We start from the raw sequence: 25,007 nt of genomic DNA, 5'->3' as shown, positions 1-25,007 counted from the left end.
CCGAATGTCCGATCCGAGCGGTCCACCCTTTGCTGTCCTCGTCTTCGACATGGACAGAACCGGCGAGCCGGATGGCGAGCACCTGATCTCCGGTTTCGTCTGCCACGATGTGAAGTTCGGCGGCGATGCCGCCGGCGTCTTCGCCTGGCCGGAAGAGCCGGTCGACTGGGCGCTCAGAACCATGCAATTCCTGCTGATGGCCGACACGATGGCGATGCGCGGCGATGGCCCGGACTGGGCCAACGATTGCGATGTACTCTCCCTCAAGGTGACAGAGACCGACGCGGCCCCCGACTATCCGCTGGACTGAAGCCGCGCCGGTCCCGACACATGATTTTGGTCGCGCGACCTACTCCGCGGCGACGCCCTTCACCTCGAGATAGCTTTCCATGGAATCGTCCAGCGCCTGCAGCCACGGTGTGTGGTGCAGCGGCGCCATGGTGCCGGTCATCAGCGAGCGATAGGCATGGTCGCGGAAGCTCATAATGTCTTCCGCCTTGTGGTGCTCCCATTCCATGAAGGTCTGGTTGACCGCCTCGACGTCGAAGCCGGGATAGTCGGTCTGCTCCATCAATTCCTTGGTGTAGTCGCCCTGGAACCAGATCATCTGCTCGGCGTCTTCCAGCGTTTCCTCACGCGCCCGCCATTTCGCCCCGTGTTCCGCCATCGCCTGCGCCGACGGCAGCTTGACGCGGCCCATGATGACGTCGCGGGCGAACCAGGCCTGCGCATCGAACATGTTGAAGGTGTAGAACTGGTCCTGCATGCCGATGAAGGACAGTTTCGGGTTCTTCTCCCAGACGACGCCTTCATAGAGCCCGTCCGGCCACATGCGGTTGGCGGTCTTGAGCTTCAGCTCCTCGGTGAGGAACGGGAAGGAATGCAGATAGCCTGTGCACAGGATGATGGCGTCGACATCCTTAGTGGAGCCGTCCTTGAAATGCGCCGTCTTGCCGACGACCTTCTGCAGCAGCGGCACTTCCTTCCAATTCTCCGGCCATTTGAAGCCCATGGGCTTCGAGCGGTAGCTGGAGGTGATCGATTTGGCGCCGTATTTGTAGCATTGCGAACCGATGTCCTCGGCCGAATAGGAGCGGCCGATGATCAATATGTCCTTGCCCTTGAACTCCATGGCGTCGCGGAAATCATGGCTGTGCAGGATGCGGCCGTTGAAGGTGGCAAAGCCCTCGAAATAGGGCACGTTGGGCACGGAGAAATGCCCGGAGGCGACGACGACATTGTCGAACTCTTCGGAGTAGGTAACGTCGTTGGTGCGGTCATGCGCGGTGACGGTGAACTTCTTCGTCGTGTCCGAGAAACTCACCATGCGCACCGGGCTGTTGAAGCGCACCCATTTGCGCACGCCGGATTTCTCGACGCGACCCTTAATGTAGTCCCACAGCACGGCGCGCGGCGGGTAGGAGCCGATCGGCCGGCCGAAATGCTCCTCGAATGTATAGTCGGCGAACTCCAGGCATTCCTTCGGTCCGTTCGACCAGAGGTAGCGGTACATCGAGCCGTGCACCGGGTCGCCATGCTCGTCGAGGCCGGTGCGCCAGGTGTAGTTCCACAGGCCGCCCCAGTCGGACTGCTTTTCAAAGCAGACGATTTCGGGAATATCGGCGCCCTTGTCGGCGGCCGACTTGAAGGCCCTGAGCTGCGCCATGCCGGACGGCCCGGCTCCGATGACGGCAACACGACTTTTCATTTGCTGGCCTCCCGATCTCATTTCGACTTTTGTTTTGACGCCATTCCCAAGGGAAAGCGCTGAGCCTCTCCCGGGAGAACCGTTTCCCGCTTTTCCGGAATTGCTCTTACGAAACAAATTTCACTGACAGGACAATAATTGGCCCTATGGTGCTGTCAACAGGCCTTGTGGCAAAACCGCGTTTCGCCTGGGCAACTTCCGGTGAAAAACCATAACAGAAGGCGCCGGCAAAAAACGGGGATCAACCGCAAATGGCTTGCTGTAGCGATTGCGCTCTTGTATCGGCACCGATTATGTTCACCTTGAGTGAAATAAATCGGCAGTGTCTTGAGGTGGCGGCGACATGGCGAAAACAGCATCCGATCTCAAGCCTGGCGCCGGCTCCGCGGTCGCGAAGACCAAGCCGTCGCTGAAAGGTGCGGCAACAGACGGGCGCACCATCCGCGCACCGCTGACGCAGAACCCGCACGCCATTCGCGACACCCGCGAAAAGGTGCTGGAGGTGGCGATCGGCCGCGAGGTGCGGGCTTTCCGCAAGAAGCTCGGCATCACTGTCGCCGATCTGGCTGTCGCCACCGACATTTCGCTGGGCATGCTGTCGAAGATCGAAAACGGCATCACCTCGCCGTCGCTGACCACTTTGCAGGCGCTGTCGCGGGCGCTCGGCGTTCCCGTCACTGCCTTCTTCCGCCGCTTCGAGGAGGAGCGCAGCGCTGTCTTCGTCAAGGCTGGCGAGGGTCTCGATGTCGAGCGCCGCGGCACGCGCGCCGGCCACCAGTACAATCTGCTGGGCCATATCGGCTCCAACACCAGCGGCGTCGTCGTCGAACCTTATCTGATCACGCTGACCGAGGATTCGGATGTGTTTCCGACCTTCCAGCATGAGGGCATGGAGTTCCTCTACATGCTCGAGGGCGAGGTCGTTTACCGGCACGGGAGCAATCTCTACCCGATGAAGCCCGGCGACAGCCTGTTCTTCGACGCCGATGCACCGCACGGACCGGAGCAGCTGACAAAACTGCCGATGCGCTATTTGTCGATTATTTGCTATCCGCAGAGCGCGGGGTGATTGGCTGATCTCCCCCCTTGTGGGGGAGATGTCCGGACAGAGGGGGGCGCTGTCCCGCCGACCTATCGATCGATCGTAGCTGCGACTTCAGAGGTTGGTCTGCGCCAAGGGCGGATGGGCAAGGCTGGCGTTCCTTCGCGCCCCCCTCTGCCCTGCCGGGCATCTCCCCCACGAGGGGGGAGATTGGCAGCTTCGCGGGCAGCTCTAGTCCGGTCCGAACCCCGGCGATGTCGCACTCCCATCATCCAACTTCGACAGCCATTCCACCAGCGTCGGCCTATACCGCGTCAGGCCCTTGTAGTTGGCGAGTTCGTCGGGAAGGTCGCGGATGACGCGGTGCAGGCGCCGTGCCCATTTCGGCTGCGTCACCAGCTCGTCCATGTTGATCAGATAGCAGCGGATCGGGAAGACGATGCCGTTGGAGCGCGGCAGGCGCCAGAAGCTTTGTAGTTCGACGCGCAGATGCACCTTGTCGCCGACGTTTTCCGGCGTCACCGTGGCGCGGTCCGGTCCCCATTTGTGGTAATTTTCCGGGCTGGTGTCGAGGCGCGGATTGATGGTCATCGTCCAGTTCAGACGCCGCGCCGGCTTGCCCTGCTGGATGTTGGTGAGGAACTTCAGCGCCCGCACGAAAATGCCCTTCTCATGCGCCAGCGGCACTGGCGCGTGCCATTCGAAGAAGTTCATGCCGATGTCGAAATCGAGCGACCAGTCGGCCTGGGTGGTGACCATGCCGGCATCCATCCACAGATTGCCGTCGCGCTGGTCGAGGATGCAGAAATCGCCCTGGCTCTGCCGGGTGATGTACTCCATCGGGCCGTAAGGCAGCGTCGAGGTGTCGCCGAAGGTGAAGGTGTCGTCGATGCCGAGCGGCCGGTTGATCCAGCGCCAGCGATCGCCGTTACGCTCAAGCGTGAAATGCTCGGGATAGCCCAGCGCCTGCTGCTCCATCAGAAGTTCGAGCAGATCCCAGCCGGCCAGCGTCATATGCGGCAGCGACTGGCAGCGCAGCGGGTCTTCGGCCAGCACCAGTGCGCGGTCCTGCATTTCGGCGACATAGTGCTCGTCGACGTCGATCAGATTTTCGAGCACGCTGCCCTTCGGCCCCAGAACATGCGGCTCGATGTTGACCGCATACATGTAGGCGTCTTCGTGGAACGGGAACGGAAACCGCCGGATGTGCTCCGGGCTGTTTTTGAAGGTGAAATCGTCGCGGAACGTTTCCTTGCGAAAGGTGATGCCCATGATTTCCTCCTAGCGCTCCAGCACCAGCGACCGGCCTTCGAAGCGCGAGACGCACGGCATGATCTTGCAGCCGGAACGATGGTCTTCCTCGCTCAGCCAGTGGTCGTTGTGGATGAATTTGCCGTCATACGAGATGACGTTGGTTTCGCACTGGCCACAGACTCCGCCGCGGCAGAGATAGGGCGGATCGACGCCGGCCGCCTCGATCGCCTCGAGCAGGCTTTGCTGCTCGTCGACGCGGATCGTCTTGCCGCTGACAGCCAGCGTCACGTCGAACGGCGCGCCGGGCTGAGGCGCTGCGAAATGCTCGAAATGCACAGTCTCCGGCGGCCAGCCGAGAGCTGCTGCACGGTCGCGCACCCAGTTGATCATACCGGCGGGGCCGCAGACATAGAGATGCGTGCCGAGTGGTTGCGACGACAACAGCCGGTCAAGCTCGATGCGCTCTTCCAGATCGTCGTGATAAAGCCGGATGCGGCGGCCATAGCGCTCCTGTAGCACGTCGGCATAGGTGCCGAGCGAGGCGGTGCGGCAGGTGTAGTGGAGTTCGAAATTGCCACCGGCGCCGGCGAGCTGCGCGGTCTGCGCCATGAACGGCGTGATGCCGATGCCGCCGGCCAGCATCAGATGTTTCTTGGCGCGCAGGTCGAGCGAGAACAGATTGACGGGGTAGCTGATCACCATCTCCAGCCCCTGCTTGACGGACCGGTGCATGAACAGCGAACCGCCGCGGCCGACATCGTCGCGACGCACCGAGATCGTGTATTCGCTGGTGTCGAGCGGCGAGCCCATCAATGAATAGGGATTGAGCCGGGTGCGCTCGCCATCGCGCATTTCGACGACGACATGGGCGCCACCGGAAAAGGTCGGCAACAGCTGGCCGTCGCGGCGGCGGAAATGGAAGCGCGTCACCAGATCGTTGACCGGGACAACATCGCTGACCACGACATCTAGTTTGGTGGTGCCGGTGCTCATGGGAAAGCCTCCTCCAATGGAGGAATTTCGCTGCGGTCCTCGGCATTGATGCAGACGCCCTGGAAGGCGGCGATGCGCCGGGAATAGTGATCGCGCACCAGAAGCAGCAGGCCGCAATGCGCACAGGTCGCCGGCTGCGTCGTCACGTTCTCGGTGATGCCCTTGCAATGAACGCATTGCATGCGGCGCGCCAGCGAGCCGCGATGTTCGGTCTGCATGGAAGTGTGGTCGATGCCGGCCTCAAGTGCCACCTGCATGGCCTGGCCGATCAGGCCTTCGGTTCCGGCGAGATAGACGCGCAGGCCCATATGGGCGTTGGTCAGAGTCTGCTTTAGCCGTGGCAGCGCGCTGGCGAAGGAAGGGCTCTGGTAGAACTGCGCCGGCTTCAGCGCCTCGAGCGTGGCGACATGTTTGCCGTCATGGCCGGGGATGAAGATGATGTGGGCGTCGCCGAAGAAATCGGCCGGCGCCCTCGCGGCCAAATCGGTTATTGCCAGCGCTCCTTCCGCATCCGCGACGAAAAGATGATGCTTGCCAGGCTGTGGAGACAAGGTTCCGTAAACTGGCCGGCTGATGATGCTTTTGGCTGCCATTCTGTCTTTGTGCCTCGAACCCCTCGCTGTTGATGATAGCTCAGCCCTTAGCGGTGCGCTTGGTCTTCTTCGGATCGTCGAAGGGAAGCGGCTCAGCCGTCGCCTTGATCGCCCCGCTCTTGTTGCGGATTTCGAGCTTGGTGCCCTGGACCGCGCAGTCGACATCGAGCCGGGCGATGCCCATCGATTTCTTGACCAGCGGCGAATACATGGCGCAGGTCACCACGCCGACCTTCTTGCCGTCGCGATAGACCGGCGCGCCCTCGTCGGCCGGCTCCTTGCCTTCGAGCAGCACGCCGTAGATCTTGAAGCGCTCCTTGCCCTTGAGGCGATAGTGTTCCTCGGCGCCGCGAAAGCCGGTCTTGCCGGGGCTGACGGTGAAGTCGAGGCCAAGCTCCCACAGCGTGTCGCCGGGGCCTTCATTGTCGAACGGATATTTTTGCGAATTGTCGTAGGGATAGAACAGCAGATAACTTTCGACACGCAGCATATCGAGCGTGGTGAAGCGGCACGGAATGATGCCGGCGCTCTTGCCCTCATCGAGAATCCGGTCCCAGATCGTGCCGGCATCCTGGCCGCGGCAGAAGATCTCGTAGCCGCGCTCGCCGGTGTAGCCGGTGCGCGAGATCATCACCGGAAAGCCGAACAGCTGCGTCTGCATGTGATGGAAATAGTTGAGGTCGCGGATACCGGGCACGTGCTTTGAGAGATAGTCGACAGCGGTCGGGCCCTGCAGCGACAAATCGTGCAGATTGTCGTCGAAGCGCAGCGAGACATCGCGGCCCACGGAAGCGCGCTGCAATTCCTCATGGCCGGTGCCCGACCCATGCACGACCATCCAGGCGTTGGGGCCGGTGCGGTAGAGGATGCAGTCGTCGGTGAATTTTCCCTGCTCGTTCAGCATGCAGGCATAGGCCGACTTGCCAGGATAGATCTTTTCGACGTCGCGCGTGGTGGCAAGGTCGATCAGGTGCGAGGCATGCGGGCCGGTGATGTGAACCTTCTTCAGGCCCGAGACGTCCATCAGCCCAGCCTTGGTTCGGATGGCGACATACTCCTCGTCGGCATCCTTGTCGTAGGTCCAGGCGGTTCCCATACCGCTCCAGTCTTCGAGCTTCGAGCCGAGCGCGCGGTGGCGATCCGCCAGTGTCGAAAATCTCCAGGATGCCGTCATCCGCTCGTCCTCCGTTTCGAAAATTCTTAGCTGTTCCCGGCTCCCTGCACAAAGGCGGGAGCATTTGCCGAATATTGACCGCAAACATTCGGGCGCCGCAATACCCTGAAGCAAATAATTTCATTGTCAGGCAAAATTCGTGGCTGGGGACAAACAGCTAACCCAACGTAAAATCGGCTTGACAATTGTGGAATTCGGTCTGAATTTATGAAAAAAATTTCACTCTGTTGAAAGAGGGCAGCGAGCGGCCAATTCGGGGCCGGGCGCTGGAAAAGGGGAAAAACCGATGTCAGACCTGCAGCAGCGCATCGAAGCGCTGTACCGTTCCGACGTGCGCGGATCGGTACTCCTGATCGTCTGCCTGTGGGCGACGATCCTCTTCGTCCTTTTGATGACCTGGCCATACATCCCGGACACCGGGATCAAGATCGTCGTCGCGATTGCCGCCGCCGCGGTGCTGATCTTCAACACGGCCGCCATTCTGGCGATGGTCAGTCACTACAAGGAAGACAAGGATTTCATCTACGGTCTCGACATCAAGAACGCCGACGCGGCCCGCAACCGCAAGTCCTGAGGGGTAGAAAACATGTCGCGCTACATACCGCCGGAGCAGGGCAAGGCCGGGCAGATTTTCGATATCGTCGTCGTCGTGGTCGCCATTTTCGTGGCGCTGTGGCTGCCGCTCAAGATGGGCCTCGCAGGCGCGGCAAAATCCATCGACGCGCTCGACGCCAAGACCTGGGAAGCGCTTGGCCAGAACCCGACCATGGCGTCGATCTGGGAAAAGCTCGGCTACACGCCGGAGACCGCGCACGACATCATCCAGAACCGCTTTCACTACATCATCGACTGGCCGACGCTGATCATCATGGCCGCGGTGCTGATCGGCTATTTCGTCTTCCTGTTTCGCGCCTCCGACCGCGAATACCGCGACGTCATCAACGAAAAGTTCGACGACAAGTAAAACCGGGGAAGCATCGTCATGTGGGTCGCACTCTCTTATGCATGCTGGGGCATCTCGATCGTGCTCGCGCTGTGGATGCTTTACGACTGGTTCAAGATCGACACGACTTTCTCCGAAGAGGTTCTGACCTCGTCACGGGAAGGCGAGCTTGAAGCCGCCTCCGAAGAACACCGGATCTGAGTGGGGATTGATCAATGACGATGGCGCTTGAACCGGCAATACACGGCGACAGGGTTTCACTGCTCAGGGTGCTCGGCCCGGCCCATGTCTGGGCGCTCGGCGTCGGCATCGTTCTGGTCGGCGAGTTCACCGGCTGGAATTTCTCGGCGGACAAGGGCGGCGCGCTGGCGGCGCTGATTGTCTGCTGGATTGTCGGCCTGCTCTACACCTCGGTCGCCATGATCGATTCCGAGGTCACCTCGACGGTCGCCGCAGCCGGCGGCCAGTATGCGCAGGCCAAGCACATTGTCGGACCGCTGATGGCGTTCAACGTCGCGCTGTTCCTGGTCTTTGCCTATACGATGCTTGAAGTCTCGGACGCCATCCTGCTTGGCGACACCATCGTCGCCAAGGCGGGCGTCGAAGGGCTCACCCACAATTCCTTCATCGCCGCGACCATCGTCGTGCTGGCGTGGCTGAATTATCGCGGCGTGCTGATGACGCTCAACGTCAACTTCGTCGTCACCGCGATCGCCTATGTCTCGATCGTCATCCTGTTTTTCTCGGTCAGCCCGTGGACGCAAGGTGCGGTGCTGAAGCTCAACGAACTGGTCACCCCCGCCAACGCCCTGCCCTATGGCTGGATCGGCGTCATCGCCGCCTTCCAGTTCGGCATCTGGTACTATCTCGGCATCGAGGGCACCACGCAGGCAGCCGAAGAAGTGCGCTCGCCGGCCCGCTCGCTGCCCTACGGCACCATGGCCGGCATGATCACGCTTTTGATCGCCGCCGCCATGACCTGGTATGTCTGCGCCTCGATGATGCCGTGGGAGTATCTGGGAATCACCTACTACCCGCTGTGGGACGCGGGCAAGTTGACCGGCAGCCCACTGCTCGAAAACCTGTTGTTCATCGCCACGCTGCTTGCAGCCATCGCCTCCGCCAATGGCTGCATCAACGACGCCGCTCGGGCCTGGTTCTCGCTCGGCCGCGACCGCTATCTGCCGACCTGGTTCTCGGCCGTGCATCCGAAATACCGCACGCCCTACCGCTCGATCGTGTTCCTGCTGCCGATCGCGCTCGCCTTCGCCTTCATCGCCGACCTGAACCAGGCGATCACCTTCTCGATCCTGTCGGGCGTGCTGCAATACACCTTCATGAGCATCAACATCGTCATGTTCAGGAAGAAGTGGCCGCTCGGCTCGATCCGCCGCGGCTACACCCATCCGTTCCATCCGCTGCCGGCGATCGTGCTCTTTTGCCTGTGCGTGGTGACCTTCTTCGCCATCTTCCTCGGCTTCGGCTCGCAGCTGATCGCCATGGTCGCCTTCTACTTCCTGATCTCGCTGTGGTTCCACTTCTACCGCTACAAATTCGTCCGCCGCGGCGATCAGTTCACCATGCCGTGGCCGAAGCCACAGGGCTATTGAAACGAGGTAAGGGTGCTCGCCCCTGGGGCGAGCCTGGTTTGACGAGGTGTTCGAAGTGACGTCAGCATTGCTGGCCGGGCTCATCGCCCTGGCACTCGTCGTTCATCTCGTCTGGCTTGTGCGCGCCAATGGCAAAAAGGCCATGGCCGCATTGGTTGCCGAAGAAGCCGGCATCCGCACCGTCATTGCGGATGCAGTCAACATCTCGGATGGTGCCGCCGGTGTCGTCACCTGGGCGGGCCTATGGAACGGCCAGCGTGTGCAGGTGCGTACCATCGTCGACACGCTGGCGACGAGAAAGCTCCCTGCCCGCTGGCTGTCTGTCTCGATCACCGAACCGGTTACGGTGCCTGCCACCTTCGACATGATGATGCGGCCGGGCTCGCCGACGACCTTCTCCAACTTCGACCATCTCCAGCATACGCTGCCGAAGCTCGCTGACTTTCCGGCCGAGGCGGTGCTGCGGACGGACCGCAAAGGCGTGCGCTTCCCGCAGGACATCATCGCCGATCATCTGGAGATCTTTGCCGAGGGCCGCGCCAAGGAGTTGCTGATCACACCGAAAGGCGTGCGCATCGTCTGGCTGCTGGCGGAGGCCGAGCGGGCGCGTTATGGCGTGTTCCGGCAAGCCGCGTTCGGCGGCGCCGGGCTCGAGCCAGCATTGGTCGAGAGATTGCTGATTTCGGCATCGGCGCTGCGCGATGCCATCAACCAACGCGAACGGCAGGCCGCATGACCAGTTCCTCACCCACACCGGCCAATCCGTATCTGGTGCTTGGCGCCGCGATTGTCTTGCCGGCAAGCGGGCATGTCATTCTCGGCGTGCCGGTGCGCGGCCTGCAGTTCCTTTTCTTCATGGTGATCCTGGCCTGGGTGACGATGAAAATCGCGCCGCCCGATGCCAGCTTCATCGGCCGCCATGCCGGCGGCTTCCTGATCTACGCCTTGTCGGTGCTCGATGCTTACAAGATCGCCCGCATCCGCACCGCCAAATGGGTTCACAGTGCCCGCACAGGCGGCGATAGCGCGGGCGGCAATGCACAGATCGACATATAACGAGAGGAATATTTTTTTCATAGCAATTGAATTCCCAGGACTCATTCGATACATCTCCTAGGGAACAACCTCGGGAGCCTGACATGTGCGGAATCGTCGGACTGTTTTTGAAGGACAAGTCGCTTGAGCCCCAGCTTGGCGCGATGCTGTCGCAGATGCTGATCTCGCTCAGCGATCGCGGTCCCGACAGCGCCGGTATCGCCATCTATGGGGCGCCTGCCAGGAATGAGGCCAAGATCACCATCCAGTCGGCCAAGCCGGAGCGCGATTTTCGCGGCCTCGAAGCCGAGCTGGCCAAGGCCATCGGCACGCCGGTGACGATCAGCGTGAAGTCGACGCATGCCGTCGTCAGGACCACGCCCGCCAAGATCGACGAAGCGCGCGAGGCCATCCAGGCGCTGCGCCCCGACATCCGCATCATGGGCGCCGGCGACGTCGTCGAGATCTACAAGGAAGTCGGCCTGCCCGAGGCGGTCGTCGACCGCTTCGACGTGCGCTCGATGGCCGGCACACATGGTATCGGCCATACCCGCATGGCGACGGAATCGGCGGTGACGACGATGGGAGCGCATCCGTTCTCGACCGGCGCCGACCAGTGCCTGGTGCACAATGGCTCGCTGTCCAATCACAACAATGTCCGCCGCGAACTGATCCGCGAAGGCATGAAATTCGAGACCGAGAACGACACCGAGGTCGCCGCCGCCTATCTCTCGTCGCAGATGGCGCATGGCAAGAATCTCGGCGAGGCGTTGGAAGGCACACTCTCCGACCTCGACGGCTTCTTCACCTTCGTCGTCGGCACCAAGAACGGTTTTGGCGTGGTGCGCGATCCGATCGCCTGCAAGCCCGCCGTCATGGCCGAGACCGACCAGTATGTCGCCTTCGGTTCGGAGTATCGCGCGCTCACCAAACTGCCCGGCATAGACGGCGCCAAGGTCTGGGAACCGGAGCCCGCGACCGTTTATTTCTGGGAGCATTGAGTTCATGCCGGCAACAAAACTTTCAAAGACGGTAACGCACGACCACGCTGCGAGGGTCTTCGACCTCGACGAGCTGTCGCTGCGCGAGCTCAACCAGGCCCTGCACAATCTGACCCCCGGGTCGAACGAAACGGCGTGGGAAGTGCTGAACCCGAAGGGCAACCATTCGGTCGCCGTCGGTGTCGACCAGCCAGTTACCATCGATGTGCGCGGCAGCGTCGGCTATTATTGCGCCGGCATGAATGACGGCGCCACGATCACCGTGCACGGTTCGGCCGGACCCGGTGTCGGCGAGAACATGATGTCGGGCTCGATCACCATCAAAGGCGACGCCAGCCAGTATGCCGGGGCCACCGGCAAGGGCGGGCTGCTGGTCATCGAGGGCAACGCCTCGTCGCGCTGCGGCATCTCGATGAAGGGCATCGACATCGTCGTGCATGGCAATATCGGCCACATGTCGGCGTTCATGGCACAGTCGGGCAATCTTGTGGTGCTGGGCGATGCCGGCGATGCACTCGGCGATTCCATCTACGAGGCGCGGCTGTTCGTGCGCGGCAAGGTCGACAGCCTTGGCGCCGACTGCATCGCCAAGGAGATGCGGCCAGAGCACCTTGAGCTGCTGAAGGGCCTGCTCGAGCGCGCCGGCGTGACCGGGGTCAAGCCGTCCGAGTTCACGCGCTACGGCTCGGCGCGCACGCTCTACAATTTCAATATCGACAACGCCGACGCGTATTGAGGCAGCATGACCTATCGCAACCCGCCGACGACGCCGCGCAAATCCGCGACCTTCGACGACTACACGCTTTCTGAAATCCGCCGCGCCGCGGCGACCGGGATCTATGATATCCGTGGCGCCGGCGCCAAGCGCAAGCTGCCGCATTTCGACGACCTGTTGTTCCTTGGCGCCTCGATCTCGCGCTATCCGCTGGAAGGTTATCGCGAACGCTGCGACACCTCAGTGGTGCTGGGCTCGCGCTATGCCAAGAAGCCGATCGAGCTGAAGATTCCGATCACCATTGCCGGCATGAGCTTCGGCTCGCTGTCCGGCCCGGCCAAGGAAGCGCTCGGCCGCGGCGCGACCCTGTCCGGCACCTCGACCACCACCGGCGACGGCGGCATGACCGAGGAAGAGCGCGGCCATTCCAAGCAACTGGTCTATCAGTACCTGCCGTCGCGCTACGGCATGAACCCACGCGACCTGCGCCGCGCTGACGCCATCGAGGTCGTGGTCGGCCAGGGCGCCAAGCCGGGCGGCGGCGGCATGCTGCTTGGCCAGAAAATTTCCGACCGCGTCGCCGAAATGCGCACGCTGCCGAAAGGCATCGACCAGCGCTCGGCTTCGCGCCATCCCGACTGGACCGGGCCCGACGACCTCGAGATCAAGATCCTCGAACTGCGCGAGATCACCGACTGGGAAAAGCCGATCTACGTCAAGGTCGGCGGCGCGCGGCCCTATTACGACACCGCGCTTGCGGTGAAGGCCGGCGCCGATGTCGTCGTGGTCGACGGCATGCAGGGCGGCACCGCCGCGACGCAGGAAGTGTTCATCGAAAATGTCGGCCAGCCGACGCTCGCTTGCATCAGGCCGGCGGTGCAGGCGCTGCAGGATCTCGGCATGCACCGCAAGGTGCAGCTGATCGTCTCCGGCGGCATCCGCAACGGCGCCGACGTCGCCAAGGCGCTGGCGCTCGGTGTCGACGCGGTGTCGATCGGCACGGCGGCGCTGGTCGCGCTCGGCGACAACGATCCGCGTTGGGAGGCTGAATACAACGAACTGGGCACCACGGCCGGCGCTTATGACGATTGGCACGAGGGGCGTGACCCCGCCGGCATTACCACGCAGGACCCCGAACTGATGAAGCGGGTCGACCCGATCGCCGCCGGGCGGCGGTTGGCAAACTATCTCAAGGTGATGACGCTGGAAGCGCAGACCATTGCCCGCGCCTGCGGCAAGAACAGCCTGCACAATCTCGAGCCCGAGGATCTCGTCGCGCTCACCATCGAAGCCGCCGCCATGGCCGGCGTGCCGCTGGCCGGCACCAACTGGATACCGGGGAAGAACGGCTTCTAATCAATGAAGGGCCGAATCCCACATACTCTGGGGCCAACAATCGAAAGAATGGGGAACTACCGTGGCAACTGATCTTGCAGAATTCGCAAGGACGAAAAACGTCAAGTATTTCATGATTTCCTACACCGACCTGTTCGGTGGGCAGCGCGCCAAGCTGGTGCCGGCGCAAGCCATCGCAGACATGCAGAAGGACGGTGCCGGCTTTGCCGGTTTCGCCACCTGGCTTGACCTTACGCCGGCGCATCCGGACATGCTGGCGGTGCCGGACCCGAATTCGGTGATCCAGCTGCCATGGAAGCCCGAGGTGGCCTGGGTCGCCGCCAACTGCGTCATGGACGACAAGGAAGTCGACCAGACACCGCGCAACACGCTGCGGCGGCTGATTGCCGAGGCGGCTAGCGACGGCATGCATGTCAAGACCGGCGTCGAGGCCGAGTTCTTCCTGATCTCGCCGGACGGCAAGACGATTTCCGACGAATACGACACCGCGTCGAAGCCTTGCTACGACCAGCAGGCGGTGATGCGCCGCTACGATGTCATCGCCGAGATCTGCGACCACATGCTGGCGCTCGGCTGGGGCGCCTACCAGAACGACCATGAGGACGCCAACGGCCAGTTCGAGATGAACTGGGCCTTCGACGACGCGCTGGCCACTGCCGACAAGCACTCCTTCTTCAAGTTCATGGTCAAGTCGGTCGCCGAAAAGCACGGTCTGCGCGCCACCTTCATGCCGAAACCCTTCCAGGGGCTGACCGGCAATGGCTGCCATGCGCACATCTCGGTGTGGGACAAATCAGGCAAGACCAATGTCTTTGCTGACAATGCGATGGAGCTCGGCCTGTCGGCCAAGGGCAAGAATTTCCTCGGCGGCATCATGAAGCATGCCTCGGCGCTTGCCGCGATCACCAACCCGACGGTCAATTCCTACAAGCGCATCAATGCGCCGCGCACCATTTCGGGTGCGACCTGGGCGCCGAACACGGTGACCTGGACCGGCAACAACCGCACCCACATGGTGCGCGTGCCCGGCCCCGGCCGCTTCGAACTGCGCCTGCCTGACGGCGCGGTAAATCCCTATCTCTTGCAGGCGGTGATCATCGCCGCCGGCCTCGACGGCATCCGCTCGAAGGCCGATCCCGGCAAGCGCTACGACATCGACATGTACCAGCATGGCCATACCGTGAAGGGCGCGCCAAAACTGCCGCTCAACCTGCTCGATGCGCTGCGCGAGTTCGACAAGGACAAATCGCTCAAGGCGGCGCTGGGTGAGGAATTCTCGTCGGCCTACCTAAAGCTGAAGCACCAGGAATGGAATTCCTATGCTTCGCACTTCACGCAATGGGAGCGCGACCACACGCTGGATATCTGACCATCAGCGAGACGCGAGCGATCCCGGAATGACGTCATGAAATACTCGATCTTTTCGCTCGCTCGCGCCGCCCTATCCGGCCACAAGAACTGGCAGCGCACCTGGCGCGATGCCACGCCGAAAGATCGCTACGATGTGGTGATCATCGGCGGTGGCGGCCATGGCCTGGCCACCGCATGGTTCCTGGCCAGCGAGTACGGCATCAAAAATGTCGCCGTGCTGGAAAAGGGCTGGATCGGCTCCGGCAATGCCGGCCGCAACACCACTATCATCCGCTCCAACTACGGGCTTCCCGGGAATACCGGCTTCTACGAATTGTCGATGAAGCTGTGGGAGCGCATGGAGCAGGATCTCAACTACAACACGATGGTCAGCCAGCGCGGCGTCCTCAACCTCTACCATTCCGACGCGCAGCGCGACGCCTATGCGCGGCGCGGCAACACGATGCGCATCAACGGCATCGATGCCGAACTGCTCGATCAGGCTGCGCTGAAGAAGATGATCCCGTTCCTGAATTTCGACCATGCACGTTTTCCCGTACAAGGCGGACTGTTGCAGCGGCGCGGCGGCACGGCGCGTCACGATGCGGTGGTCTGGGGCTACGCCCATGCGGCGAGCGCGCTCGGCGTCGACATCATCCAGAACTGTGAAGTCACTGGCTTCGTGCGCGACACCAACGGCAAGGTGACCGGCGTCGAGACCTCGCGCGGCAAGATCGGCGCCGGCAAGGTCGGCATGGCCGTTGCTGGCAGCACCTCGCGTGTCGCTGATATGGCGGGCCTGCGCCTGCCCATCGAAAGCCATGTGTTGCAGGCCTTCGTCTCCGAGGCGATCAAGCCGCTGATCCCCGGTGTGATGACCTTCGGCGCCGGGCATTTCTACGTCAGCCAATCCGACAAGGGCGGCCTGGTCTTCGGCGGCGACATAGACGGCTACAATTCCTACGCCCAGCGCGGCAATCTGCCTGTCATGGAAGACGTCTGCGAAGGCGGCATGGCGCTGATGCCGATGATCGGCCGCGTGCGGCTGCTGCGCCAGTGGGGCGGCATCATGGACATGTCGATGGACGGTTCGCCGATCATCGACAAGACGCCTGTCGACGGGCTCTACCTCAACGCCGGCTGGTGCTATGGCGGCTTCAAGGCGACGCCGGGCTCCGGCTTTGTCTTTGCCCATCTGCTGGCGCGAGACGAGTCGCATGCGGAAGCAGCGAGGTTCCGCTTCGACCGGTTCCGGCGCGGTGCCATGATCGACGAAAAGGGCCAGGGCGCCCAACCGAACCTGCATTGAAGGCGGTCTGAAAGAGCATGCGTATTGTCTGTCCCTTCTGCGGCGAACGCGAACTCGGCGAGTTCACCTATCTGGGCGACGCCAAGCCGCTGCGGCCCGAGGCCGACGCCTCGGAAGACGCGGTGTTCGACTATGTCTATCTGCGCGACAATGTCGCCGGCGTGATGAGCGAGAACTGGTACCATGGCGGCGGTTGCCGGGCCTGGCTGAAGGTCACCCGCAACACGCTGACGCATGAGATTTCGGCGGTGGAGCCGGCGGCGGGTGTTGGTGCGAGGCAGGCTGCGAAATGAATTTTTCTGCCCAGATCAGCGCTGCCCCTCACCTGCCTGCCGGCATCCTCTCCCCGTATAGGGACGGGGAGAGGGGCGCTGGCCGCAACGTCGCCGCCCCTTCTGAGACTTTGATGATTAGCGAAATCGTGGGCGAGAGCGTCCTTCTCCCCGTCACTATACGGGGAGAAGTGCCCGGCAGGGCGATGAGGGGCGGCGCTGCCTTTCAAGACATCGTATCGATGAGAGGCCGGCAATCGTGAGTTCCAGCCAATCCCATCGTCTCACGTCAGGCGGCCTCATCGACCGCTCGGCGCCGCTCTCCTTCCGCTTCGACGGCAAAAGCTTTTCCGGTTTCCAGGGCGACACGCTGGCCTCGGCGCTGGTCGCCAATGGCGTCAAGCTGGTTGGCCGCTCGTTCAAATACCATCGGCCGCGCGGTATCCTGACCGCCGGTTCGGAAGAGCCGAACGCGCTGGTCGAATTGCGCACGGGCGCGCGGCGTGAGCCGAACACAAAGGCGACCACCGCCGAACTTTATGAAGGCCTCGAAGCCGCCAGCCAGAACCGCTGGCCGTCGTTGCGTCACGATGTGATGTCGGTCAACCAGCTGTTCGCGCCGATCTTCGTCGCCGGCTTCTACTACAAGACCTTCATGTGGCCGGCCAAGTTCTGGGAAGCCATTTACGAGCCGGCGATCCGCCGCGCCGCCGGCCTTGGCCGCGCCGCCGGCGTCGCCGATCCCGACCACTACGACAAGGCCTGGGCGCATTGCGATGTGCTGATCGCCGGCTCCGGCCCGGCGGGTCTGGCGGCAGCACTTGCCGCCGGCCGCGCAGGCGCCCGCGTCATCCTGTGCGAGGAGGATTTTACGCGCGGCGGCCGCCTGCTCGCCGATGGCGGCACGATCGACGGCATGCCGGCAGCCGAATGGATTTTCCACACGCTGGCCGAACTCGCGGCAATGACCGACGTCCGCATCATGACCCGCACGACGCTGTTTGGCGTCTATGATGGCGGCACCTATGGCGCGCTGGAGCGGGTCAACGACCACCTGCCCTCCCCGCCCGAACACCAAGTGCGCCAGCGGCTGTGGCGGATCGTTGCCAGGCGTTGCGTCGTCGCGGCTGGTGCCATCGAACGGCCGATCGTCTTTGCCGGCAACGACACGCCTGGTGTGATGATGGCCTCGGCCATGCGGACCTATCTCGGGCGCTATGCCGCAACGCCGGCAAAGCGCGTCGCGCTGTTCACCAACAATGAGGATGGCTGGCGCACGGTCGAGACCGCGCTTGCCGCAGGTTTGCAGATCGCGGCGGTGATCGACGCGCGCCCGGATGTCTCGCCCGCTCACCGCTCGCTGGCCGCCAAGAATGGCTTCACTGTGCTGCATGGCTCCGTCAGCGGGGTCGACGGCGGCAAGGATGGCGTCCGGAAAATCGCGGTGTCGTTGACCGGCGGCGCGCGCGCAGAAGTCGAAGCCGACGGGCTTGCTGTTTCCGGCGGCTGGAACCCGGCGGTCGGGCTGACCTCCTATCATCGCGGCCGGCCGAAATGGCAGGACGATATATCGGCCTTCGTGCCGGATGGAGCCCCTCCCGGCATGCTGGCCGTTGGTGCCGCCAACGGCGCCTTCGGGCTCGGCGCCTGCCTGCGTGAAGGGTTTGAGGCGGGTGTATCGGCAGCGCGTGATGCCGGGCGCGGCGACAATGCAGGAGCGGCCCCGGTCGCCGACGACGAGGCGTTTTCGCTGACCCCGCTCTGGCATGTCGCCGGCAAGGGCAAAGCGTTTGTCGACTACCAGCATGACGTCACGGCTTCCGATATCGAACTGGCGCAGCGCGAGGGCTTCGAATCGGTCGAGCACCTGAAGCGCTACACGACGCTCGGCATGGCCACCGACCAGGGCAAGACCTCGAACGTCGTCGGCCTCGCCATCATGGCGGCGGTCAGCGGCCGCTCCATTCCCGAGACCGGTACGACGATCTACCGACCTCCTTACGTGCCGGTCGCCATCGGCGCCTTTGCCGGCCATCACCGCGACGAGACTTTCCACGCCACAAGGCTGACGCCGTCGCATCACTGGGCAGCCGAACAGGGCGCGATCTTCGTCGACACCGGCCTGTGGAAGCGCGCGCAATGGTATCCGCTTAAGGGCGAGAAGGACTGGCTGGAATCCGTCACCCGCGAGGTCAAGGCGGTGCGTAGCGGCGTCGGCTTCTGCGATGTCTCGACACTCGGCAAGATCGATGTGCACGGGCCGGATGCTGGCGCCTTCCTCGACCGGGTCTACATCAACACCTTCTCCAACCTCGCCGTGGGAAAGGCCCGCTACGGGTTGATGCTGCGCGAGGATGGTCTGGTCTACGATGACGGCACCACGTCGCGGCTGGCCGAGGACCATTATCTCCTGACCACCACCACCGCCAAGGCCGGACTGGTGATGCAGCATCTCGAATTCTGCCGCCAGGTGCTGTTTCCCGAACTCGACGTGCAGCTGACCTCCGTTTCCGACCAGTGGGCGCAGTTCTCGATCGCAGGACCGAAGACACGAGACCTGCTGAAAGAGATCGTCGATCCGATCGAGGACCTTTCCAACGAAGGTTTTCCGTTCATGGGTGCGCGGGAAGTGGCGCTGCGGGGCGGCCTCAAGGCGCGGCTGTTCCGCATCTCCTTCTCCGGCGAAATGGCGTTCGAGATTTCGGTGCCTGCCCGCTATGGCGAGGCGCTGGTGCGCAACCTGATGCTGGCAGGAAAACCGTTCGGCGTGACGCCCTACGGCACCGAGGCCCTCGGCGTCATGCGCGTCGAAAAGGGCCACGTCGCCGGGCCGGAATTGAGCGGCACGACGACCGCCGCAGATCTCGGCCTCGGCAAGATGATGTCGACCAAAAAGGACTTTATCGGCCTCGTGATGGCCGGCCGCGAAGCGCTGGTCGCGCCAGACCGCCAGGTCGTGGTCGGCATCAAGCCCGTCGACAAGGCACGCCGCCTGCGCTCCGGCGCGCATATCATTCCGAAGGGTGAGAAGCCCGGCCCAGGCAACGACCAGGGCTACGTCACCTCGGTCTGCTTCTCGCCGACGCTCGACCAGTGGATCGGGCTCGGCCTGGTCGAACGCGGCCGCGAACGCATCGGCGAGATCGTCCATGCGCATGATCCACTGCGCGGCGAGGACTATGATGTCGAGCTGTGCAATCCCGTCTTCTACGATCCGGATGGAGGGCGCCAGCGTGGCTGAGTTTTCCTGGGATACCCGCAGCCCGCTTGAGCGGGCGCTGGTCGCCGGGCCTTATGGCGCACGCGGCGATACGGGCGTGGCGTTGACCGAGATCCGCTATTTCGACCTCGTGCAGGTGATGGCGCGGCGTGGCAAGGCGGCTGACATGGCCATGATCGCGAAGGCACGCTTCGGCGTCGCGGCTCCGGAAACACCGAAGGCAGTCGACACGGCGGACGCGACGCTGATCTGGTCGGGGCCGGATCAGTTTTTTGTCCTGTCCAAGGGCGGCAAGCATGGGACCGGAGAACTCGGCCAGGCTTTCGCGCAATCAGCTTCGCTCTCCGACCAATCACATGCGCGGGTGCTGATCAGCATCTCCGGCGCCAAGGCGAGGACGATGCTCGCCAAGCTATCGTCGATCGATCTGCATCCGGCATCGTTCCCGGTTGGCACCGCCGCCGCAACCTCGATGGATCACACCAGTGTCACGCTCTGGCGCGGGAAGGATCGGACGGATGGGCAGGCGGGGTTCAACGTTCTGGTGTTCGCGACCTTCGCCGAGAGCCTGTGGCACATGATGCTGGATTCGGCTGCGGAGTATGGTGTCAACATCGGACATTCCGAGGAGCTTTAGTTCGATAATTGCAGATGTTGGCGCCGCCCCTCATTGCCTTGCCGGGCATTTCTCCCCGTATAGTGACGGGGAGAAAGAGGCCGGCCGCAGCCTCGCGCTTTTCTCTGGAAGGCTGGTGATTGGCGAAACCGCCGACGACAGCGTCCTTCGCCCCGTTTACGGGGAGAAGATGGCGGCAGCCAGATGAGGGGCGGCGCCGACGTTTGGAGAATGAGACTGGATAGCGAATTCATCCCTCGTGTTTCACGCCCGGCTCGCCCTTCTCTGCCTTGCCAAACCCAACCGCACTGCTATTCTTGCTGCTAAAATAATTTCACACACAGGCAAACTTGTTTCTCAAACCGTAAGGCCGAAATGAGCCAGTCGCCCTACCCCGCCGTCACCGCCGGACCGCCGCGGCCGAGCCTTATCCTGAGGCCCGGCCAAATCGCGTTGCCGGCCGGCATGGAACGCTACACGATCCAGGGCAATGGCGCGGTGCTCATCGACGTCGAGGCCGGCGACACGATTAGCGTGCGCAATGTCGAGGGCGGGCAGGCCTGTGAGCTGCTGGCGTGGGACAAGACCGGCGTAAGCGACCCCGGCATTCTCGGTGAGACATCCAACAGCAATGCCGCCGGCATCAAGGCGCTGCTGGCGGAAGGCGACGACAGCCTCGCTTCCTTGCGCCGTGGGCTCGAGCGCCGGCAGGTGCAGCTCGATCAGGCGAAGGCCGTGCGCGTGTTCGGCGGCACCACGCCTGCCGGCACCGAACAGGCATTCACCGTCGCCCGCGACGGAGCGATGATCATTGCCGCGCCGGGCGGACCGATGCTGGTCGATGGACATGACACGGCGACGCCGCTCAACGTCATCGTCCGCCGCGCCACCATCCGCTCTGCCTCCAAATCGCAGCTCGGCGATCCGCTCGCCGATCCGGTGCTCGATCTCAGGGTGCATTCGGCAACCGCCGAATCCTATTTCGTCAAAGCCGGCGATTATCTGCAGATCATCGACGTTGACGGGCGCCAGTGCACCGACTTCCAGTGTTTTTCGGCGCGCAAGCTGGACAAGGGCCGCGATCATCCGCTCGACGTGACGACGACGCGCACGCTGATGGGTTCGAGTTATCCGATGCCCGGCCTGCACTCGAAATACTACGATCAGGACATGGAGCCGCTGGTCGAGGTGGTGCAGGACACGTGCGGCCGGCATGATGCCTTCGCGCTCGCCTGCGCGGCCAAATATTACGACGACATCGGCTATCCCGGTCACACCAACTGCTCGGAGAACTTTAATCGCGCGCTGGCCGACAAGGGCGTCAATCCTCGCGCAGGCTGGATGGCGATCAACTTCTTCTTCAACACGGCGATCGACGCGCATGGCGTCATGGTCTCCGACGAACCGTGGTCTCGCCCAGGCGACTATGTGCTGCTGCGGGCGCTGACCGACATCGTCTGCGTTTCCTCCGCCTGCCCCGACGATACGACGCCGGCCAATGGCTGGAACCTGACCGACATCCATGTGCGAACCTATTCCGGCCAGCACAAATTCTCGCGAGCGATCGCCAGACGAATGACGCCCGATTCGGAACCCAAAATGACCCGCGAGACAGCTTTTCATTCGAGCTTTGCCAAGCACACCCGCAACTTTGTCGAGTACAGGGGCTACTGGCTGGCCAATGCCTTCGCCAAGGAAGGTCCCATCGACGAATACTGGGCCTGCCGGCAGGATGCCGTGATCATGGACCTGTCGCCGCTGCGCAAATTCGAGGTCACCGGCCCGGATTCCGAAGCGCTGCTGCAATACACGCTGACCCGCGACGTGAAAAAACTCGGCGTCGGCCAGGTCGTCTATTCCGCCATGTGCTACGAGCATGGCGGCATGATCGACGACGGCACGCTGCTGCGGCTGGGCAAGGACAATTTCCGCTGGGTCGGCGGCGACGATCTCTCCGGCGAATGGCTGCGCGAGACGGCGGCAAAGCTCGGCCTCAACGTGCTGGTGCGCTCGTCCACCGACCAGATGCACAATGTCGCCGTGCAAGGGCCGAAAAGCCGCGACATCCTGCGAGAGGTGATCTGGACCTCGCCGCTGCAGCCTTCGATCGATGAGCTCGAATGGTTCCGCTTTGCGGTGGCGCGCATCGGCGGCGGCAACGGCATTCCGGTCGTCGTCTCGCGCACCGGCTACACCGGCGAACTCGGTTACGAGATCTGGTGCCATCCGCGCGACGCCGAAAAGGTGTTCGACGCCATCTGGGAAGCCGGCCAACCGCACGGGTTGAAACCGATGGGGCTACAGGGCCTCGACATGGTGCGCATCGAAGCCGGGCTGATCTTCGCCGGTTACGAATTCTCCGACCAGACCGACCCGTTCGAAGCCGGCATCGGCTTCACCGTGCCGCTCAAGAGCAAGACCGACGACTTCATCGGCCGCGAGGCGCTGATCCGGCGCAAGGAGCACCCGCAGACGAAACTGGTCGGCCTCGACATCGACGCCAACGTCGCTGTCGGCCATGGCGATTGCGTCCATGTCGGCCGCGCCCAGATCGGCGTGGTCACATCAGGCATGCGCTCGCCGGTGCTGAGCAAGAACATTGCGCTGGCGAGGCTCGACGTCACCCATTCAGCCATCGGCACGGAGGTGGAGATCGGCAAGCTCGACGGCCATGCCAAGCGGCTGCCGGCGCGAGTCGTCGCCTTCGCCCACTACGACCCGCAGAAGACCAAACCGCGCTCCTGAAGTCCGCTTCGAGACGTCCTGCCAACTGGCCTGCGGCGCTGCTGGCCGGTTGATTTTCGTGTTTTCGCAAGCGTGATGTGCATGGCCTCACAAAACGCTTGACGTGAAAGCGCGTCGGATCAATGTTCACTGTTAAGAAAAAAATGCGACTGACCGGAAACATCGGCGGTCAACCAAAGCATGCATCTGCGATGAAGCCACGCACAGTCGCGGCCGTCTCGGACGGGGAACAACAAAAAGGGGATTTCAAACATATGAGCACCGTAACCTCTGCCCTGGCGCAGCCGGCCGAAGGCCAGCTGCACCGGAATATCGACTGGCGCGGCGCCTTCTGGGTGGCCAGCGGCGTTCCGGCCCTTGTCCTGTTTTCGATCGGCGGCATCGCCGGCACGACCGGAACGCTGGCCTTCCTGATCTGGACCGTGTCCATGGTGATGGGCTTCCTGCAATCCTTCACCTACGCGGAGATCGCCGGCCTGTTCCCGAACAAGTCGGGCGGCGCTTCGATCTATGGCGCCACCGCCTGGCTGCGCTATTCGAAATTCATCGCGCCGCTGTCGGTGTGGTGCAACTGGTTCGCCTGGTCGCCTGTGCTGTCGCTCGGCTGCTCGATCGCCGCCGCCTATATCCTCAACGCGCTGGCGCCGCTGCCGATTTTCACCGAGACCTCGCCGGAAGTGGTCGCCTACATCGCCGCGCATGTCGGCACGGCGCCCGCTGACGCGATTGCCGCAGTGGCGGCCGCGGCAACGCCCGCGATCCGCAACTGGACCTTGTTCAGCCATACGCTGGGCCCGGTCTCGTTCACGCTCAACGCCACCTTCTTCATTGGCGCGGTGCTGATGCTGATCATCTTCGCCATCCAGCATCGCGGCATTCTGGGCACGGCCAATGTGCAGAAGTATATCGGCCTGCTGGTCATCATCCCGATGCTGATCGTCGGCGTGGTGCCGATCTTCACCGGCCAGATCAACTGGGCGAACTTTTCGCCGCTGGTGCCGCTGGCCGCCGCCTATGCGCCCGAACCCGGCTCGTGGAACGTTGCCGGCTGGACGCTGGTGCTTGGCGGCATGTTCATCGCTGCGTGGTCGACCTACGGTTTCGAGACCGCGGTCTGCTACACCTCCGAATTCAAGAACCCCGGCACCGATACGTTCAAGGCCATCTTCTATTCCGGCCTGCTGTGCATGCTGCTGTTCATCCTGGTGCCCTTTACCTTCCAGGGCGTGCTTGGCCTGAACGGCATGCTGGCGACGCCGATCGTCGACGGCTCCGGCGTGGCGGATGCGCTGGCCGGCATGGTCGGCGGCGGCAATCTCATCCACAGCCTGCTCGTCATGCTGATGATCCTGGCGCTGGTGCTGTGCATCATGACGGCGATGGCCGGCTCCTCGCGTACGCTCTATCAGGGCTCCGTCGACGGCTGGCTGCCGCGCTATCTCAGCCACGTCAACGAGCACGGCGCCCCGACGCGCGCCATGTGGACCGACCTGATCTTCAACCTGATCGTGCTGGCCATCGCCTCGGCCGATGCGACGAGCTTCTTCTTCATCCTCGCCGTGTCGAATTGCGGCTACATCATCTTCAACTTCCTCAACCTCAACGCCGGCTGGATTCACCGCATCGACAACGGCCACATCGCGCGGCCGTGGAAGGCACCGGGCTGGCTGCTCGGCGTCGGCGCCATCTTCGCCTATGTCAACGCCATCTTCATGGGCGCGGGCGCAAAAGTGTGGAACCCGATGGCGCTGTGGGCCGGACTGATCACCGCTGCCCTGATCATCCCGGTGTTCTGCTTCCGTCACTATGTCCAGGACAAGGGCAAATTCCCCGACCACATGCTGGCCGATCTTGGCATGGCGGGAGCCGACCTCTCGGTCAAGAAGGCGGGAATGCTGCCCTATCTGACGCTGGTCGCCGGCGTCGCGGTGATGCTGCTCGCCAACTGGTTCTTCGTCATCTGACAGCAATCTGAAGGGATCGAGCGTTCCTCGCGCTCGATCCTGGCCTCCCGGCTGAAGCCCACCCTGATCGTATCGGGGTGGGCTTTTTCCATTCGGCTGGCGATGGG

Annotated in this window: 23 protein-coding genes; 18 read left to right on the top strand and 5 right to left on the bottom strand. The window is 63.0% G+C overall.

Annotation, left to right across the window (positions count from 1 at the left end):
• Positions 1-4: 4 nt before the first annotated feature.
• Positions 5-310 (top strand): hypothetical protein, encoded by a 306-nt coding sequence (locus tag AC1DX6_RS18270; RefSeq protein ID WP_477315773.1) that lies wholly within the window; start codon positions 5-7, stop codon positions 308-310.
• A gap of 39 nt (positions 311-349) precedes the next feature.
• On the opposite strand, the gene AC1DX6_RS18265 is transcribed toward AC1DX6_RS18270, so the two are convergent.
• Positions 350-1,708, bottom strand: a complete 1,359-nt coding sequence (locus AC1DX6_RS18265; RefSeq protein ID WP_477315771.1) for an NAD(P)-binding domain-containing protein — start codon at positions 1,706-1,708, stop codon at positions 350-352.
• Positions 1,709-2,051: 343 nt separating this feature from the next.
• Between AC1DX6_RS18265 and AC1DX6_RS18260 the strand changes: the two genes are divergently transcribed.
• A complete protein-coding gene (locus AC1DX6_RS18260; RefSeq protein ID WP_477315769.1) occupies positions 2,052-2,777 on the top strand; it encodes a helix-turn-helix domain-containing protein in 726 nt (241 codons plus the stop codon).
• A gap of 204 nt (positions 2,778-2,981) precedes the next feature.
• On the opposite strand, the gene AC1DX6_RS18255 is transcribed toward AC1DX6_RS18260, so the two are convergent.
• The 4 genes from AC1DX6_RS18255 to AC1DX6_RS18240 are packed head-to-tail and all read right to left on the bottom strand — an operon-like array spanning position 2,982 to position 6,764.
• Positions 2,982-4,022, bottom strand: coding sequence for a heme-dependent oxidative N-demethylase family protein (locus AC1DX6_RS18255; protein ID WP_477315767.1), 1,041 nt, complete (start codon positions 4,020-4,022; stop codon positions 2,982-2,984).
• Positions 4,023-4,031: 9 nt separating this feature from the next.
• Positions 4,032-4,997, bottom strand: a complete 966-nt coding sequence (locus AC1DX6_RS18250; RefSeq protein WP_477315765.1) for a PDR/VanB family oxidoreductase — start codon at positions 4,995-4,997, stop codon at positions 4,032-4,034.
• A complete protein-coding gene (locus AC1DX6_RS18245; RefSeq protein WP_477315763.1) occupies positions 4,994-5,590 on the bottom strand; it encodes a dimethylamine monooxygenase subunit DmmA family protein in 597 nt (198 codons plus the stop codon). The genes AC1DX6_RS18250 and AC1DX6_RS18245 overlap by 4 nt, the downstream gene beginning before the upstream one ends.
• A 40-nt stretch (positions 5,591-5,630) precedes the next feature.
• Positions 5,631-6,764 carry an aminomethyl transferase family protein gene (locus tag AC1DX6_RS18240; protein ID WP_477315761.1) on the bottom strand — a complete coding sequence of 378 codons (1,134 nt, stop codon included), beginning with the start codon at positions 6,762-6,764 and terminating at the stop codon, positions 5,631-5,633.
• A 286-nt stretch (positions 6,765-7,050) separates the two neighbouring features.
• Here AC1DX6_RS18240 and AC1DX6_RS18235 point away from each other — a divergent pair, with 286 nt between their 5' ends.
• The 16 genes from AC1DX6_RS18235 to AC1DX6_RS18160 all read left to right on the top strand — a co-directional run bounded on the left by AC1DX6_RS18235 (position 7,051) and on the right by AC1DX6_RS18160 (position 24,900).
• Positions 7,051-7,338, top strand: a complete 288-nt coding sequence (locus AC1DX6_RS18235) for a hypothetical protein (protein WP_477315759.1) — start codon at positions 7,051-7,053, stop codon at positions 7,336-7,338.
• A 12-nt stretch (positions 7,339-7,350) separates the two neighbouring features.
• On the top strand, positions 7,351-7,728 hold the full coding sequence (locus tag AC1DX6_RS18230; protein ID WP_477315757.1) for a hypothetical protein: 378 nt from the start codon (positions 7,351-7,353) through the stop codon (positions 7,726-7,728).
• A gap of 18 nt (positions 7,729-7,746) precedes the next feature.
• Complete coding sequence (locus tag AC1DX6_RS18225; protein WP_477315755.1) at positions 7,747-7,908, top strand: hypothetical protein; 162 nt, start codon at positions 7,747-7,749, stop codon at positions 7,906-7,908.
• A gap of 14 nt (positions 7,909-7,922) precedes the next feature.
• On the top strand, positions 7,923-9,317 hold the full coding sequence (locus AC1DX6_RS18220; RefSeq protein WP_477315753.1) for an APC family permease: 1,395 nt from the start codon (positions 7,923-7,925) through the stop codon (positions 9,315-9,317).
• Positions 9,318-9,363: 46 nt separating this feature from the next.
• The gene (locus AC1DX6_RS18215) at positions 9,364-10,053 is read left to right on the top strand and encodes a hypothetical protein (RefSeq protein ID WP_477315751.1); all 690 of its coding nucleotides are present in this window, start codon (positions 9,364-9,366) and stop codon (positions 10,051-10,053) included.
• On the top strand, positions 10,050-10,373 hold the full coding sequence (locus AC1DX6_RS18210; RefSeq protein WP_477315749.1) for a hypothetical protein: 324 nt from the start codon (positions 10,050-10,052) through the stop codon (positions 10,371-10,373). Before AC1DX6_RS18215 ends, AC1DX6_RS18210 begins: the two co-directional genes overlap by 4 nt.
• An 83-nt stretch (positions 10,374-10,456) precedes the next feature.
• A complete protein-coding gene (locus tag AC1DX6_RS18205) occupies positions 10,457-11,353 on the top strand; it encodes a class II glutamine amidotransferase (protein WP_477315747.1) in 897 nt (298 codons plus the stop codon).
• A 4-nt stretch (positions 11,354-11,357) separates the two neighbouring features.
• Positions 11,358-12,089, top strand: a complete 732-nt coding sequence (locus AC1DX6_RS18200; protein WP_477315745.1) for a GltB/FmdC/FwdC-like GXGXG domain-containing protein — start codon at positions 11,358-11,360, stop codon at positions 12,087-12,089.
• Between the two features lie 6 nt (positions 12,090-12,095).
• Positions 12,096-13,424: an FMN-binding glutamate synthase family protein gene (locus AC1DX6_RS18195; protein ID WP_477243326.1), complete on the top strand. Its 1,329-nt coding sequence runs from the start codon at positions 12,096-12,098 to the stop codon at positions 13,422-13,424.
• A 61-nt stretch (positions 13,425-13,485) separates the two neighbouring features.
• On the top strand, positions 13,486-14,793 hold the full coding sequence (gene glnT, locus AC1DX6_RS18190) for a type III glutamate--ammonia ligase (RefSeq protein WP_477315743.1): 1,308 nt from the start codon (positions 13,486-13,488) through the stop codon (positions 14,791-14,793).
• 36 nt (positions 14,794-14,829) lie between these two features.
• The gene (locus AC1DX6_RS18185) at positions 14,830-16,083 is read left to right on the top strand and encodes a sarcosine oxidase subunit beta family protein (protein ID WP_477315741.1); all 1,254 of its coding nucleotides are present in this window, start codon (positions 14,830-14,832) and stop codon (positions 16,081-16,083) included.
• A 17-nt stretch (positions 16,084-16,100) separates the two neighbouring features.
• Positions 16,101-16,376 carry a sarcosine oxidase subunit delta gene (locus AC1DX6_RS18180; protein ID WP_477315739.1) on the top strand — a complete coding sequence of 92 codons (276 nt, stop codon included), beginning with the start codon at positions 16,101-16,103 and terminating at the stop codon, positions 16,374-16,376.
• A 238-nt stretch (positions 16,377-16,614) separates the two neighbouring features.
• The gene (locus AC1DX6_RS18175; protein WP_477315737.1) at positions 16,615-19,596 is read left to right on the top strand and encodes a sarcosine oxidase subunit alpha; all 2,982 of its coding nucleotides are present in this window, start codon (positions 16,615-16,617) and stop codon (positions 19,594-19,596) included.
• Positions 19,589-20,212 (top strand): sarcosine oxidase subunit gamma, encoded by a 624-nt coding sequence (locus AC1DX6_RS18170; RefSeq protein ID WP_477315735.1) that lies wholly within the window; start codon positions 19,589-19,591, stop codon positions 20,210-20,212. Before AC1DX6_RS18175 ends, AC1DX6_RS18170 begins: the two co-directional genes overlap by 8 nt.
• A 354-nt stretch (positions 20,213-20,566) precedes the next feature.
• On the top strand, positions 20,567-22,936 hold the full coding sequence (locus tag AC1DX6_RS18165; protein WP_477315733.1) for a DUF1989 domain-containing protein: 2,370 nt from the start codon (positions 20,567-20,569) through the stop codon (positions 22,934-22,936).
• Between the two features lie 254 nt (positions 22,937-23,190).
• The gene (locus AC1DX6_RS18160; RefSeq protein ID WP_477315731.1) at positions 23,191-24,900 is read left to right on the top strand and encodes an APC family permease; all 1,710 of its coding nucleotides are present in this window, start codon (positions 23,191-23,193) and stop codon (positions 24,898-24,900) included.
• The last annotated feature ends 107 nt before the right edge of the window (positions 24,901-25,007 follow it).

This window comes from Mesorhizobium sp. P2_C4 (assembly GCF_056404575.1).
The sequence above is the reverse complement of the archived record's forward strand: the minus strand, read 5'-3'. Positions and strand labels throughout refer to the sequence as shown.

What these genes read in the sequence shown, in the direction of transcription:
- AC1DX6_RS18245 (WP_477315763.1), bottom strand. Translation starts at nt 5,590, where the DNA reads ATGGCAGCCAAAAGCATCATCAGCCGGCCAGTTTACGGAACCTTGTCT.
- AC1DX6_RS18255 (WP_477315767.1), bottom strand. Translation starts at nt 4,022, where the DNA reads ATGGGCATCACCTTTCGCAAGGAAACGTTCCGCGACGATTTCACCTTC.
- AC1DX6_RS18240 (WP_477315761.1), bottom strand. Translation starts at nt 6,764, where the DNA reads ATGACGGCATCCTGGAGATTTTCGACACTGGCGGATCGCCACCGCGCG.
- AC1DX6_RS18260 (WP_477315769.1), top strand. Translation starts at nt 2,052, where the DNA reads ATGGCGAAAACAGCATCCGATCTCAAGCCTGGCGCCGGCTCCGCGGTC.
- AC1DX6_RS18185 (WP_477315741.1), top strand. Translation starts at nt 14,830, where the DNA reads ATGAAATACTCGATCTTTTCGCTCGCTCGCGCCGCCCTATCCGGCCAC.
- AC1DX6_RS18220 (WP_477315753.1), top strand. Translation starts at nt 7,923, where the DNA reads ATGACGATGGCGCTTGAACCGGCAATACACGGCGACAGGGTTTCACTG.
- AC1DX6_RS18225 (WP_477315755.1), top strand. Translation starts at nt 7,747, where the DNA reads ATGTGGGTCGCACTCTCTTATGCATGCTGGGGCATCTCGATCGTGCTC.
- AC1DX6_RS18160 (WP_477315731.1), top strand. Translation starts at nt 23,191, where the DNA reads ATGAGCACCGTAACCTCTGCCCTGGCGCAGCCGGCCGAAGGCCAGCTG.
- AC1DX6_RS18235 (WP_477315759.1), top strand. Translation starts at nt 7,051, where the DNA reads ATGTCAGACCTGCAGCAGCGCATCGAAGCGCTGTACCGTTCCGACGTG.
- AC1DX6_RS18165 (WP_477315733.1), top strand. Translation starts at nt 20,567, where the DNA reads ATGAGCCAGTCGCCCTACCCCGCCGTCACCGCCGGACCGCCGCGGCCG.
- AC1DX6_RS18230 (WP_477315757.1), top strand. Translation starts at nt 7,351, where the DNA reads ATGTCGCGCTACATACCGCCGGAGCAGGGCAAGGCCGGGCAGATTTTC.
- AC1DX6_RS18200 (WP_477315745.1), top strand. Translation starts at nt 11,358, where the DNA reads ATGCCGGCAACAAAACTTTCAAAGACGGTAACGCACGACCACGCTGCG.
- AC1DX6_RS18210 (WP_477315749.1), top strand. Translation starts at nt 10,050, where the DNA reads ATGACCAGTTCCTCACCCACACCGGCCAATCCGTATCTGGTGCTTGGC.
- AC1DX6_RS18265 (WP_477315771.1), bottom strand. Translation starts at nt 1,708, where the DNA reads ATGAAAAGTCGTGTTGCCGTCATCGGAGCCGGGCCGTCCGGCATGGCG.
- AC1DX6_RS18250 (WP_477315765.1), bottom strand. Translation starts at nt 4,997, where the DNA reads ATGAGCACCGGCACCACCAAACTAGATGTCGTGGTCAGCGATGTTGTC.
- AC1DX6_RS18205 (WP_477315747.1), top strand. Translation starts at nt 10,457, where the DNA reads ATGTGCGGAATCGTCGGACTGTTTTTGAAGGACAAGTCGCTTGAGCCC.
- AC1DX6_RS18195 (WP_477243326.1), top strand. Translation starts at nt 12,096, where the DNA reads ATGACCTATCGCAACCCGCCGACGACGCCGCGCAAATCCGCGACCTTC.
- AC1DX6_RS18270 (WP_477315773.1), top strand. Translation starts at nt 5, where the DNA reads ATGTCCGATCCGAGCGGTCCACCCTTTGCTGTCCTCGTCTTCGACATG.
- AC1DX6_RS18180 (WP_477315739.1), top strand. Translation starts at nt 16,101, where the DNA reads ATGCGTATTGTCTGTCCCTTCTGCGGCGAACGCGAACTCGGCGAGTTC.